Annotated in this window: 13 protein-coding genes and 1 tRNA gene; 5 read left to right on the top strand and 9 right to left on the bottom strand. The window is 59.8% G+C overall.

Going from position 1 to position 13,184, the window contains the following annotated elements; genetic code table 11:
• The coding region (locus BM321_RS24790) for an IS4 family transposase (RefSeq protein ID WP_092445396.1) at nucleotides 1-1,137 on the top strand (1,137 nt) is incomplete at its 5' end.
• Nucleotides 1,138-1,310: 173 nt separating this feature from the next.
• Nucleotides 1,311-2,078, top strand: a complete 768-nt coding sequence (locus tag BM321_RS24780; protein ID WP_092445389.1) for a hypothetical protein — start codon at nucleotides 1,311-1,313, stop codon at nucleotides 2,076-2,078.
• 369 nt (nucleotides 2,079-2,447) lie between these two features.
• On the opposite strand, the gene BM321_RS24775 is transcribed toward BM321_RS24780, so the two are convergent.
• The 5 genes from BM321_RS24775 to dapA form a co-directional block, all read right to left on the bottom strand.
• Nucleotides 2,448-2,537, bottom strand: a tRNA-Ser gene (locus tag BM321_RS24775).
• Nucleotides 2,538-2,620: 83 nt separating this feature from the next.
• On the bottom strand, nucleotides 2,621-3,334 hold the full coding sequence (gene purC / locus BM321_RS24770) for a phosphoribosylaminoimidazolesuccinocarboxamide synthase (RefSeq protein WP_092445388.1): 714 nt from the start codon (nucleotides 3,332-3,334) through the stop codon (nucleotides 2,621-2,623).
• A gap of 27 nt (nucleotides 3,335-3,361) precedes the next feature.
• The gene (locus tag BM321_RS24765; protein WP_060738757.1) at nucleotides 3,362-4,120 is read right to left on the bottom strand and encodes an MBL fold metallo-hydrolase; all 759 of its coding nucleotides are present in this window, start codon (nucleotides 4,118-4,120) and stop codon (nucleotides 3,362-3,364) included.
• Nucleotides 4,121-4,124: 4 nt separating this feature from the next.
• Entirely contained in the window at nucleotides 4,125-5,240 is a 1,116-nt protein-coding gene (bamC, locus tag BM321_RS24760; protein WP_092445386.1) for an outer membrane protein assembly factor BamC, read from the bottom strand.
• A 17-nt stretch (nucleotides 5,241-5,257) separates the two neighbouring features.
• Nucleotides 5,258-6,136 (bottom strand): 4-hydroxy-tetrahydrodipicolinate synthase, encoded by an 879-nt coding sequence (gene dapA / locus BM321_RS24755; RefSeq protein WP_060738759.1) that lies wholly within the window; start codon nucleotides 6,134-6,136, stop codon nucleotides 5,258-5,260.
• Between the two features lie 315 nt (nucleotides 6,137-6,451).
• Between dapA and BM321_RS24750 the strand changes: the two genes are divergently transcribed.
• A complete protein-coding gene (locus tag BM321_RS24750) occupies nucleotides 6,452-7,012 on the top strand; it encodes a glycine cleavage system transcriptional repressor (RefSeq protein ID WP_003184325.1) in 561 nt (186 codons plus the stop codon).
• Nucleotides 7,013-7,022: 10 nt separating this feature from the next.
• Nucleotides 7,023-7,496, top strand: a complete 474-nt coding sequence (locus BM321_RS24745) for a peroxiredoxin (RefSeq protein ID WP_092224896.1) — start codon at nucleotides 7,023-7,025, stop codon at nucleotides 7,494-7,496.
• Between the two features lie 130 nt (nucleotides 7,497-7,626).
• On the opposite strand, the gene BM321_RS24740 is transcribed toward BM321_RS24745, so the two are convergent.
• Together BM321_RS24740 and BM321_RS24735 are read right to left on the bottom strand one after the other, a co-directional pair.
• On the bottom strand, nucleotides 7,627-8,697 hold the full coding sequence (locus tag BM321_RS24740) for an AI-2E family transporter (protein ID WP_092332699.1): 1,071 nt from the start codon (nucleotides 8,695-8,697) through the stop codon (nucleotides 7,627-7,629).
• A gap of 32 nt (nucleotides 8,698-8,729) precedes the next feature.
• Complete coding sequence (locus BM321_RS24735) at nucleotides 8,730-8,969, bottom strand: sulfurtransferase TusA family protein (protein WP_053120054.1); 240 nt, start codon at nucleotides 8,967-8,969, stop codon at nucleotides 8,730-8,732.
• A 98-nt stretch (nucleotides 8,970-9,067) separates the two neighbouring features.
• Here BM321_RS24735 and BM321_RS24730 point away from each other — a divergent pair, with 98 nt between their 5' ends.
• Nucleotides 9,068-10,501, top strand: a complete 1,434-nt coding sequence (locus BM321_RS24730) for a M48 family metalloprotease (RefSeq protein ID WP_092445384.1) — start codon at nucleotides 9,068-9,070, stop codon at nucleotides 10,499-10,501.
• 61 nt (nucleotides 10,502-10,562) lie between these two features.
• On the opposite strand, the gene BM321_RS24725 is transcribed toward BM321_RS24730, so the two are convergent.
• Both BM321_RS24725 and BM321_RS24715 read right to left on the bottom strand, forming a co-directional pair.
• A complete protein-coding gene (locus BM321_RS24725; RefSeq protein WP_092332703.1) occupies nucleotides 10,563-11,993 on the bottom strand; it encodes a DegQ family serine endoprotease in 1,431 nt (476 codons plus the stop codon).
• Nucleotides 11,994-12,227: 234 nt separating this feature from the next.
• Nucleotides 12,228-13,175: a MucB/RseB C-terminal domain-containing protein gene (locus BM321_RS24715; protein WP_092445382.1), complete on the bottom strand. Its 948-nt coding sequence runs from the start codon at nucleotides 13,173-13,175 to the stop codon at nucleotides 12,228-12,230.
• Nucleotides 13,176-13,184: the final 9 nt, after the last annotated feature.

Raw genomic sequence — 13,184 nt, 5'->3', positions numbered from 1 at the left:
TCTCGTCGCCTGAAAACGTTGATGTGTTGTGTCAGCGCATTGCTACGAGGACGTCGGCTCACTCTGACGGGGCTTGGTCGATTTTTACCGAGCAAAGCCTATCCCAAACACACCATCAAACGAGTGGATCGGTTGCTGGGTAATCGGCATCTGCAAACCGAGCGCCCTTTGTTTTACTGGGTCATGCTGCGAGCCCTGTTGGGCTCGCTGAAGCATCCATTGATCCTGGTTGATTGGTCACCCATTGATGCGGCAGGGGAGTTCTTTTTGTTACGCGCAGCCATCCCTTTGGCGGGACGCTCATTCCCGATCTACGAGAGCGTTCATGAACGTGAGGGTTGTCCGAAATATCAAAAACGATTGCTACAAACGCTGGCCGAAATGCTTCCCGAAGAGTGCGTTCCGATCCTTGTGGCTGACGCAGGTTTTCGCCGACCATGGATCAAAGCCGTCGAGGCGCAAGGCTGGTATTACGTGGGACGCGTGCGTAACCGGGATCTCTACCGAGCCGACGCAGACACTTGGCTACCCGTTAAAAACCTCTACGCTCTGGCATCGTCCTCACCGAAGTCATTGGGGCGGTTCGAGATGACCCAAAGCGCTCCGCACATCATTCATCTGTACTGCGTTAGGCATTCGGCAAAAGGTCGCAAACACCAGCGTGTCACCGGATCAATCGCCAAAAACAAACTCAGCAGGCAATCGGCCAATCGTGAACGAGAGCCCTGGTTATTGGCTAGCAACCTGCCGGCAGATCAATGGAATCCATCGAAAATCGTGGCCATTTACAAACAGCGCATGCAGATAGAAGAAGGCTTCAGAGATGTAAAAAGTGAGTATTTTGGCGTAGGCGTCACTCGCCATCGGAGTCACTGCCCACGCCGAATCGAAGTACTGTTGCTGATCTCGGCTCTGGCTAATTACATCATTTGTTTAACGGGGTTGCAGGCCCGCGAGGCGGGGCATGAGCGCCGTTTTCAAAGCAATAGCCTTAAACGCCGACGAGTGTTATCGCTATGGCGGCTGGGCCTGGAATACTGGCGTAGCGGACGCGGCTCAAACTCTCGAAAAACTTTGGAGAGACTTGAGCACGCGTTGCGAGCAGAGGTACATCAAGAGGCGCAGGCATTGGAATAGATTTGTGGGGATCCCTCAGGGTCTGTCCCCGTTTCCCCACGCTGAAACCGATAAGCGCCTCAAGGCTCCCCTTGAGCCGCTATGGCTCAAAGCTGGATGGACGATTGAGCGTATCGAAGTCGATACACCGAAATACAAGGCTGAACTGAAAATAAACGAAGCGAGGATCAGTGATGTTCTGTAGCAATGGAGACAATTCGTTCCGCGCTTACTTGAATGCCGGCACTGAGAATCTGGACGAGATTCTAAATACAGGCTCACCCTTCCTGAGCATGATGGATGGCCTTGATTCGTACCTCACACAGCATGTCAGTGGACCAGCAGTCGCGCCCGATGAGGTAATCGTTCACTCCATACTGATCAATGCCCGCTTCCTCCTGATGACCGCCTTCCGAGTGGGTCTGACTGGTCACGCGGCTGGTGTTTACCCTATCCTCAGAACGGCATTGGAAACTGCCTGCTATGCCCTTCTGATGACCGAGGACGAATCTCAGACCCTTACCAAGATCTGGATCAGCCGCAACGACTCACCAGATAACCTGAAAGCCTGTAAAAAAGCCTTTCAGGCCCCAATCAAATCAGCTCAGAAAATAGCCAATGACCGAGGACCGGGATTGGGCGATTGGATGTACGAGTTATACGAAAGCTCCATCGACTTTGGCGCTCATCCCAACGCTAAGACGGTCACCCTCCACACAAGAATGTACGACGATGAAGCGGGGCTGACCCAGTGCGAAAATGTGGGGCTGTATGCAGTTGGAAATCACGGCTACGAATGGGGCTTACTCGCTTGTGTGGAGATGGGACTGGCAACAGCAATCGTCCTATCCATGACGCACCCAGTCGCTCTGTCCGAAGCCATTCAGGCGCTCCAAGCCCTGAACGATCAAAAGAACGCGCTTGAGGTTCTGATCCGTCAGAAGCACTCACAGAGAGAATGATGCGGTGCTGAAGGTCGCGAACGCGCTAGGAAGACGCTGAGATGTATTGGAAGCCCGGCCGGAATGCCGAGGATAAGAAGCTCAGGTGTACCTACCTGCCTGCTGCCTGAATCTGGCTCGACCTAACCCATTTCGAACGAGTCCTTCGTAGTCTGCTTGGTGCGATTGCCAACACGCCTATAGTTCAACGGTATGTAAGGAACAGTGTCCATCGGACGTTCTGCCGACCTACATCACCGATGTGCGGGCAGCCGTGGCGTTTTTTTATGCACCATTCGCAGGACGAACACAAAAATACTACGTACAGCCGCTTTTTAACGCCCACAAAAAAGCCTCGTAAACCAAAAATTTACGAGGCTTTATATGTAATGGCGGAGAGATAGGGATTTGAACCCTAGGTACTGTCGCCAGTACAACGGATTTCGAATCCGTCCCGTTCGGCCACTCCGGCATCTCTCCAGTGGCGCGCATCATACCAGCACATTCGCCGGAAGCGAACCCCCGAGCGAAATTTTTTCCGTGCTATCAGATGCTTGCGTCGATTACAGCGGTACACCCAGGCGCTGGGCGACTTCTTCGTAGGCTTCGATGACGTCACCGAGGCCCTGGCGGAAGCGGTCCTTGTCCATCTTCTTCTTGGTGTCCTTGTCCCACAGACGGCAGCCGTCCGGGCTGAATTCGTCACCCAGGACGATGGAACCGTCGCTGAACACGCCGAATTCAAGCTTGAAGTCCACCAGCAGCAGGCCGGCGTCGTCGAACAGCTTGGTCAGCACGTCATTGACCTTGAGGGACAATTCCTTCATGCGGGCCAGTTGCTCGGTGGTGCCCCAACCGAATGCCACGACGTGGGATTCGTTGATGAACGGGTCGCCCTTGGCGTCGTCCTTCAGGAACAGCTCGAAAGTGTAAGGGTTGAGCTTCATGCCCTCTTCCACGCCCAGGCGCTTGACCAGGCTGCCGGCGGCGTAGTTACGCACGACGCATTCGACCGGGATCATGTCCAGCTTCTTGACCAGGCATTCGTTGTCGCCCAGCAGCTTGTCGAACTGGGTCGGCACGCCGGCGGCTTCGAGTTTTTGCATGATAAAGGCGTTGAACTTGTTGTTCACCATGCCCTTGCGGTCCAGTTGTTCGATGCGCTTGCCGTCGAACGCCGAGGTGTCGTTGCGAAACAGCAGGATCAAGCGGTCAGCGTCGTCGGTCTTGTAAACCGACTTGGCTTTGCCGCGGTAGAGTTCTTCACGTTTTTCCATGATGGGCTCCGCTTGCTAAGTAGTGGGCTAGGCGATATGTCGCCAGTCGAGCCCTGAATCTTGATCGGCCAGTTGCAGCCAGTCCGGGTCGCACCCGAGGGTGTCGACGAAACATTGCCGGGCCAGCTGCGGCAGGTTGTTCTTGCTGCTCAGATGGGCCAGGACCAGGTGTTGCAGGCCTTGCCAGCCCAACTCGGCCACCAGGAACGCGGCCTGGTGGTTGTTCAAATGTCCGTGCTCCCCGCCTACCCGTTGCTTGAGGAAGTACGGGTAGTAACCACGGGCCAGCATGTCACGGCAGTGGTTGGACTCGATCATCAATGCATCGAGGTCCCGGTAACTGTCCATTACCCTGTCGCAATACGACCCCAGGTCGGTGAGCAGTCCGAAGCGCCGCTCGCCGTCGCTGAATACATATTGCGTCGGTTCCCGGGCATCGTGCGCCACGCTGACCACGCTGATGTCCAGGCTACCGATACGCAGTTGCTCGCCACCGACCACGAAGCCGGCTGGCTCGATGGGCTTGCGCAGGCCTGCCAGTGTCCCACGGCTCAGGTACACCGGCAGATTGTAGCGCCGAGACAGCAAACCCACGCCATGCACGTGGTCGGCATGTTCGTGGGTCACGAGTATCGCGCTCAGTTGCGCCGGGTGCACACCCAGGCGCAACAGGCGTTTCTCGGTTTCCCGCAGGGAGAAACCACAATCGACCAACACGTACGTGCCAGCACTGGCGACCAGCGTGCCGTTGCCCTGGCTACCGCTGCCGAGAACGGCAAAACGCATCGGATCAGCCCAGGTTATCCTGAATCACGCTCAATACCTTGCGGGCCACATCGGCCGGCGCCACGGTGTTGATGTTCTTCTCGACAGTGACCTGGACGCTTTCGCCGACCTTGCTCAGGCGAACCTGATAACGCTCGGCGCGGGCTTCGATCTCTTCCTTGTCCGGCTTGCTGCCGAACAGGCCACTGAAGAAGCCAGGCTTGTCGTCTTTCTTCTCGGCCTTCTCGGCGAGGTTGATGTAGTACAGGCCCAGGCTGCGGTTGATGTCCTCAACGCGCCACTCACCCTGTTCCAACGCACGACCAACACTCGACCAGGCACGGTCCAGGTCGGAGCCGACGTTGAGCACCGGGTTGCCGCTGCCGTCTTCGCTCAGGCTGACGCGGCTCGGCGCATCGAATTCCTTGGATGCCAGCATCGAGACCGAACCACCCTGCTCTGCCGTACGGCTCATGCTGGCGAGCATGTCGTCCACCAGCGCAGCGTCGAGGCCGGTGTTGACCGAACGGTTGGTGAAGGCCACGTCGGCGGTGCTGCCGGCAGGACGCTCGGCGCTGACCACGTAGATTTCACTGGTGTTGCGCTGCACGCCCGGCTCGATACGCACCCGCACGCGGGTTTCGCTGTCAGCCGCGACACCGGCGGCGCTCAAGCGCTTGGCCATGGCGGCAGACAGTTCATCGGAACGCTGCCAGGTGGTGGTGAACTCGCCGGTCTGCGGGCGCTGTTCGTCCAGGCGGAAACCGTTGTCCTGGAAGAACTGGATCGCCACCGGCCAGACTTCGGCTGGCGGATGCTGGCCCATGACCCAGCTGGAATCGCCACTCTTCTGCAGGGTGTAGTCGCTGGCGTCGGCCACGGCCGACAGCGGCTGTGGACGAGGGACGACGTATTCGCCCTTGACGCTGTCGTCCGCGACGTTGCGCGGAATCGGCAGCAGCGGATCCAGGCGCTTGGCGACGTGGACGTCTTGCGGCAGTTGCATCGGTGCAGTCTGTTGCGCTTGCAGGTAATCGCTACCACGGTCGCGGAAGTAACCTTCCGGCCCCCAGATCCATCCGCAGCCGCTGGTGCTGGAGATAATCAAGGCAAGTGCGGAAAGTCCGGCCATTCGCTTCATGCGTTGTACTTCCTCAATTAAACCAGGACGCCGGACTGGCGCAGGGCCTGCCGCAGCGGTTCGTGACAGGGAGTGCTCAGCCAGGTCAGTGGCAGGCGGATACCTTCGTGCATCAGGCCCATTTCGACCAAGGCCCATTTCACCGGAATCGGGTTGGCCTCGATGAACAGGTCCTTGTGCAGCGGCATCAGTTTTTCGTTGATGGCCCGAGCGGTCTCGGCGTCGCCCTTGAGCGCGGCCTCGCACAGGTCGGCCATTTCGCGCGGGGCAACGTTGGCGGTGACGGAGATGTTGCCCTTGCCGCCCAGCAGGATCAGCTCGACCGCTGTCGGATCATCCCCGGACAGCACGATGAAGTCCTTGCTCACGCCATCGAGGATGGCCTTGGCGCGCTTCATGTCGCCGGTGGCTTCCTTGATGCCGATGATGTTCGGCACGGTGGACAGGCGGATCACGGTCTCGGCCTGCATGTCGCAGGAGGTGCGGCCAGGAACGTTATAGAGAATCTGCGGGATGTCGACGGCTTCGGCGATGTGCTTGAAGTGCTGGTACAAGCCTTCCTGGGTCGGCTTGTTGTAGTACGGGACGACCAGCAGGCAGGCGTCGGCACCGGCCTCCTTGGCGTTGCGGGTCAGCTCGACGGCTTCGCGAGTCGAGTTGGCGCCAGTACCGGCGATGACGGGGATGCGACCGTTGACCTGCTTGACCACGGCACGGATGACTTCGATGTGCTCATTGACGTCGAGGGTTGCCGACTCGCCGGTGGTACCGACGGCGACAATGGCATGGGTGCCGTTCTCAAGGTGGAAGTCCACGAGTTTGCTGAGGCTGGCCCAGTCAAGATGCCCTTGTGCATCCATGGGTGTGACCAGTGCCACCATACTGCCCGCAATCATGAAACCGCTCCTGCCGGAAAAAGAGAGCGGTAATGGTACTGGCGCCAAGATGCTTGTACAAGCGAACTACCATTCCCCTGGGCGATGGTTTTCGCTACCCTTCAGGCTTTGATCGGTACCGACAAGCTCATACGCCGGTTTCCAGCCTCCGTTTTCGACGCCACAAGCCCCGATCCCGGGTTTGTCCTGGTGCTTTCCCGCTGTCGCGGAATGCAGCGCAACCCTGGGCACAAGGCTTGAGCCGTTCGTTTTCCCGGGCCGGGCGCTGTGTCGAGCGGCAAAGGTACCGACCGCTCATCGCTTTAGGAATGCTGCATGTCCACCCCCACAGTCCGCGAACAATTCCTTGTTATCAGTGCCCTTGGCGCCAACCCCATGGAGCTGACTAACGTCCTGTGCCGCGCCAGCCATGAAAATCGCTGCGCCGTCGTGACCTCACGCCTGACCCGCCATGGCGAATGCAGCGCACTCGTGCTCGAGATCTCCGGCAGTTGGGACGCCCTGGCGCGCCTGGAAGGCAGTCTGCCGGTGCTGGCCAAGAAGCATGCCTTTACCGTCAACGTCGTGCGCAGCGCCGCCCTGGAGAACCGTCCCCAGGCCCTGCCTTATGTGGCCTACGTGAGCTCGGCCTACCGTCCGGACATCATCAATGAGCTGTGCCAGTTCTTCATGGACCACCACGTCGAGCTGGAGAACCTGACCTGCGACACCTATCAGGCCCCACAGACCGGCGGCACCATGCTCAACGCCACGTTCACCGTGACCCTGCCCGCCGGCACCCAGATCAGTTGGCTGCGCGATCAGTTCCTGGACTTCGCCGATGCGATGAACCTGGATGCCCTGATCGAACCGTGGCGCCCACAAAACCCAATGTAAGGAAGCGTTCATGGCCGTTGCCGTCGACCAGCCGGTTACCGATTTCCAGGCGCCCGCCACCAGCGGGCAGACCATCAGCCTCGCCGCCCTCAAGGGCAAGCAGGTGGTGATCTATTTCTACCCCAAGGACAGCACCCCCGGCTGCACCACCGAAGGCCAGGGCTTTCGCGATCAGTACGCGCAATTCCAGGCCGCCAACACCGAAGTGTTCGGCGTCTCCCGGGACAGCCTCAAGTCCCACGAGAACTTCAAGTGCAAGCAGGAGTTCCCGTTCGAACTGATCAGCGACAAGGACGAGGCGGTCTGCCAGCTGTTCGACGTGATCAAGCTGAAAAAACTCTACGGCAAGGAATACCTGGGCGTTGACCGCAGCACCTTCCTGATCGACAAGAACGGCGTGCTGCGCCAGGAATGGCGTGGCGTGAAGGTGCCGGGGCATGTGGATGCGGTGTTGGCGGCGGCCCAGGCCCTCGACAAGGGCTGAAATTGTCGCTGCCTGTACTGGCGCTATCGCGAGCAAGCTCGCTCCCACAGGGATTGGTGGTGTTAATCAATCCCGTGTGGGAGCGAGCTTGCTCGCGATGAGGCCCTCCGCCTCACCCCATCGGTCAAAGCTACAACAACGGCGCTACAACCGGCTCCTTGCTCGGCCACGCATCCAGCACCGCCTTGAACAGTGTCGCCAGGGGAATCGCAAAGAACACCCCCCAGAATCCCCACAGCCCGCCAAACAGCAGCACCGCACAGATGATCGCCACCGGATGCAGGTTCACCGCCTCGGAGAACAGCAGCGGGACCAGCACATTACCGTCCAGGGTCTGGATGATCCCGTAGACCGCCATCAGGTAAATGAACTGATCGCTCCAGCCCCACTGGAACAGCGCAATCAAGGCCACCGGCACGGTCACTACCACGGTGCCGACGTAAGGCACCACCACTGAAATGCCCACCAGCAGCGCCAGCAGGGCGGCGTAATTGAGCCCCATGGTCACGAAACCGATATAGGTCACGCCACCGCAGATGAAAATCTCGATGACTTTTCCGCGAATGTAATTGGCGATCTGCCGATTCATCTCCTGGGCCACTCGGGTGATCAGCGCCCGCTCACGAGGCAGGTAGCCACGCACCCAACGCCCGATCATTTCCCGGTCCTTGAGGAAGAAGAACACCAGGATCGGTACCAGCACCAGGTAGATCATGATGTTGACCAGAAGTGGCAGGCTGGACAGCGAGAACGTCAGCGCCCATTGGCCGAACTTGCCGATCTCGCCGCGCACCACTTCGATGGTCTGCAACACCTGCTCATCGGACACCAGGTGCGGATAACGCTCAGGCAGCAGCAATAGCAGGGATTGCCATTTGGCGAGCATCCCCGGCAACTCGTTGAACAAAGTCACCAACTGGTGCCAGAGCAACGGCACGATCACCACGACAAACACCACCAGCACGCCCATGAACAGGGCAAACACCAGCCCGACTGCCACAGTGCCGGGCAGCCGCAAACGCTCCAGCGTCGTGACCAGCCCCTGCATGAGATACGCCAGCACCATTCCCGCCAGCACCGGTGCCAGCATGCCGCCCAGGGTCAGCACGGCGGTAAACGCCAGGAACAGCAGCACTGCCAGAACCACCGCCTCTTCATCGGAGAAGTAGCGCTGAATCCAATCGCGTAACACTTTGAACATTAAAAATCCTTAAGAGGCGCTATCGGTTTTTTTCAGGCCTTTTTCAGCCAGTAACGGTAGACGCCGTTTTCGTCTTCTTCACGCAGCAGCGTATGACCGGCCAATCGGGCGAAGGTGCGAAAGTCACGTTGCGAGCCCGCATCCGTGGCGATCACCTTGAGCACACTGCCGCTGGCCAGGCGGTTGAGTTCCAGCTTGGCCTTGAGCAACGGCAACGGACAATTCAGGCCGCTGGCGTCCAGTTCGGCATCGTGGGCTACAGCATCAGTCATGGGCTCGCTCCGCGGCAGGTCGTTGAGCGGCCTAGAATATCTGGTCCCGGGCCCGGTGTCCGGCTACAGTAGGGTCTTTGTCAACTAAGGCTTCGTGCATGACATTTCTGCGCCCCACCCTGCTGACGCTCGCTTGCCTGCTTGCCTCACCGGGCTTCGCCGACGACTTGCCGTCACTTGGCGATGCCAGTTCTGCCATCGTCTCGCCAGAACAGGAGCACCAACTGGGCCGCGCCTGGCTGGCCCTGCTGCGCAGCCAGGTTTCACAGCTCAACGATCCACAGCTCAAGGACTACGTCGAAACCAGCGTGTACAAGCTGGTGGAAACCAGCCAGGTCAACGACCGGCGCCTGGAGTTCATCTTGATCAACAGCCCGCAGCTCAACGCCTTCGCCGCACCGGGCGGCATCGTCGGGGTCAACGGCGGCCTGTTCCTCAACGCCCAGACCGAAGGCGAATACGCCTCGGTCATGGCCCACGAACTGGCGCACTTGTCACAACGCCACTTCGCCCGCGGCGTCGAAGCCCAGCAACGCATGCAGGTGCCGATGATGGCGGCGCTGCTGGCTGGCATCGTGATTGCCGCCGCCGGTGGCGGTGACGCCGGGATCGCGGCCATCGCCGGGACCCAGGCCGCCGCCATCCAGGAACAACGGCGCTTCTCGCGCCAGAACGAACAGGAAGCCGACCGCATCGGCATCCTGAACCTGGAGAAGGCCGGCTACGACCCGCGGTCCATGCCGACCATGTTCGAGCGCCTGATGCGCCAATACCGGTTCGACGCCAGGCCTCCGGAATTCCTGCTGACTCACCCGGTGACCGAATCGCGGATCGCCGACACCCGCAACCGCGCCGAGCAGGCCAAGCCGGGCGGCATCGAAGACAGTGTGCGCTATCAACTGATTCGCGCGCGGGTCCAACTGACCTACGAAGAAACCCCGGGCCTGGGCGCCAAGCGCTTCCGGGCACAGCTGGATGAGAATCCGAATAACGACGTGGCCCGCTATGGCCTGGCGATCGCGCAGATCAAGGGCGGCCAGTTGAATGACGCCCGGGAGAATCTCAAGCCGCTGCTGACCAAATCGCCCAACGAGATCATCTACAACCTCGCTCAGGTAGACCTGGACATCACCAGCAACAAACTGGCCGACGCTCAATCCCGCGTCGACCGGATGCTGAGCCAGTACCCGGGCAACTATCCGCTGAACCAGGTCCGCGTCGACCTGCTGCTCAAGCAGAACCGCCCCGCCGATGCCGAGAAAGCCCTGGAAACCTTGCTCAAGTCGCGCCCGGACGATCCGGACATCTGGTACATGGTGGCCGAGACCCGCGGGCTGTCAGGCAACATCATTGGCCTGCACCAGGCCCGTGCCGAGTATTTCGCCCTGGTGGGCGACTACCGTCAGGCCATTCAGCAACTGGACTTCGCCAAACGGCGCGCCGGCACCAATTTCCCCCTGTCGTCGCGCATCGATGCCCGCCAGCGGGAACTCATGGAGCAGGAACGCATGGTCAAGGACATGATGGGCTGAGCATTCGCCAGGCATAAAAAAACCGCCTCTTTCGAGGCGGTTTTTTTCAGCGGCTAACCGATCATTCGGCCAGCTTGAAGGTGATGAAGCTCGCACGCCCCTGACGCAGGACCCGCATCGACACCGAACGATTCTTCGGCAATGCCTTGGCAATGTCGGTGAATTCCTTGGCCGAACCGATGGCCTGGTTGTTCAGGTGCGTGATGATGTCGCCCGGCTGGAGACCGATCAACGCGGCAGGACCGTCCTGCACTTCCTTGATCACCACGCCGCCCTGGAGCTCCAGGGTGCGCTTCTGCTCTTCGGTCAGCTCGGCCACGGCCACGCCCAGGCGATTGCTGCTGCGCTCGACGCCGGACTTGGCCAGCGAATCCAGCTCCTTGCCCTCTTCAGGAATGGCCCCGACGGTCAACTCGACGTTCTTGCGCTTGCCCTCGCGGATCACTTCCAGATTGGCCTTGGCGCCAGCCTTGAGGGCCCCCACCAGGTGCGGCAGGTCGGCGGACATGACGATCGGCTGACCATTCATGCTCAGAATCACGTCACCCACTTGCAGACCGCCCTTGGCAGCCGGGCCACCTTCCTGGATCTGCGCCACCAGCGCACCGGCGGGTTTATCCAGCCCGAAAGACTCGGCCAGGTCCTTGTTCACTTCCTGGATCACCACACCCAACCAGCCACGGCTGACCTTGCCTTCGCTCTTCAGTTGGTTGGACACGTCCAGGGCAACGTCGATCGGAATCGCGAACGACACGCCCATGAAGCCGCCCGAACGGGTGTAGATCTGGGAATTGATGCCGACCACCTCACCGTTGAGGTTGAACAGCGGGCCACCGGAGTTACCCGGGTTGATCGGTACGTCGGTCTGGATGAACGGTACATAGTTTTCGTTCGGCAGGCTGCGACCGATGGCGCTGACAATACCTTGGGTCACGGTGTGGTCGAAGCCGAACGGCGAACCGATGGCAACGACCCATTGGCCGGCTTTCAGGTCCTGGGATTTGCCCAGTTTGAGCACCGGCAGGTCCTTGGCCTCGATTTTCAACAGCGCCACGTCGGACCGTGGGTCGGTGCCGATCAGCTTGGCCTTGAGCTCGCTGCGGTCGGCCAGGCGAACCAGGATTTCGTCGGCATCGGCGATCACATGGTTGTTGGTCAGGATGTAGCCATCAGACGAAATGATGAAGCCCGACCCAAGGGATTGGGCTTCGCGCTGACGGCCACCGCCGGGCGAACGGGGTTGTTGTGGCATGCCACGCTCGAAGAACTCCCGCAGCATCGGCGGCAAGCCTTCCAGGTCCGGCATCTGCTGGTCCGATACACGGCGATCCGGCAGCTTCTGGGTCGTGCTGATGTTCACCACGGCGGGTGAAGCCTGCTCGACCAGTTGCGTGAAATCAGGCAATTCGACCGCCACGGCAGGAACGGCCTGACCGAGCACAAGCACGGTGGCAAAAATGGAGAGATAGGTTTTCAAGCGTGGTATCGACATACGGCTCCCGTTACGACGAGCATGGTTAAGCGATATGGAGCAAGGAATACCAGGGAAAGATACGCCGGTATTTTTGTTCCGGGAACAGACAAGGCCAGAGCCGAGCGGCTCTGACCTATAGAAAAAAAGCTGGTTTTTTGCAAATGAAAATGCTGACAGGAAGTTTCGGCATTTCGATCAAGCCCTGGCGTCATCAGCCTCTCGCGCAATCGAACCACCCGCGCCGTCAACCGACTATTGAGTCGCGGTGACGTCGGAGCGCATGGAAAGCGCGATCCGTTCCGCCGTACCGATAGGAATCTCACCGACCACCGTGACCATCATTTCGCCCTGGGGCGTCGTGAGCCTGCGGGAGACGGCAGCCGTCGGACCGAGTTGAGTACGGGTATCGGTGGCGTTGGCACCGTTCAACGGCTCCAGGAACACCGAGAAGCGCGCCAGGCCATCGTCGTACATCAAACTGCTGACCTGGACCTGGGTGTCCGGGTCCTTGCGCATGGCACTGCTGGTCAGTTCAAAGCCGGGCGGCAACCAGTCCGAGTGCCAGGCGGCTTTCACCGCAACGGCCTTGGCGGGATCCTGCGCGACAGCCTTGCATTCGGCGCTGGCTTGCAGGTCACCGTCCGCGGGCGCGGCGACGTTCAAGCGGGTGAACTGGAAACGTTCGAGCAACTGACCCTTGTCATTGAGCAACAAGGATTTGAGCGGCAGGCCGGTCTCTTTGTCCAGGTGCAGCTCGAAGCCATAACGATGCTGGTCCTTGGGCGTCAACGCCACGATGACCGCTTGACGCCCGGCCACGCGCGACTTGCCTATGACCGCAAGGTCATACCAATTCTTGAGTTTTTGCGGATCGAGCGCACGTGAAGAGCTGTCCGGCGTATTGCCCAGCCCCGCGATCAAGGAGCCGCTGACGCATTGAGTATGCCCATCAATGCGCACGACTTCCTGTGCCGAGCCGTCGAGCTGGAGTAACCGCTCGCGGACCTTGCCATCCTGGACGCGATGCCAGATGTTATGCGTAGAAAAACTACCGTTGCGCTCGTAAACGAAAGTGCCCTGGAAGCTCTGCTTTTGCTCGGCTTGACTCAGGCGGCTCAACCAGTCCTGAGCCTCATCGGCATGGGCTGGAATCGCACACCAGCCACCCAGCAGAAGCGTGAATAGAGGTATGGCGCGCAATGGTTTTCC

Origin of the sequence: Pseudomonas sp. NFIX10, from assembly GCF_900111955.1 — a bacterium.
Taxonomy (GTDB): domain Bacteria; phylum Pseudomonadota; class Gammaproteobacteria; order Pseudomonadales; family Pseudomonadaceae; genus Aquipseudomonas; species Aquipseudomonas fluorescens_AA.
This window is presented reverse-complemented; position numbering and strand designations above follow the sequence as displayed.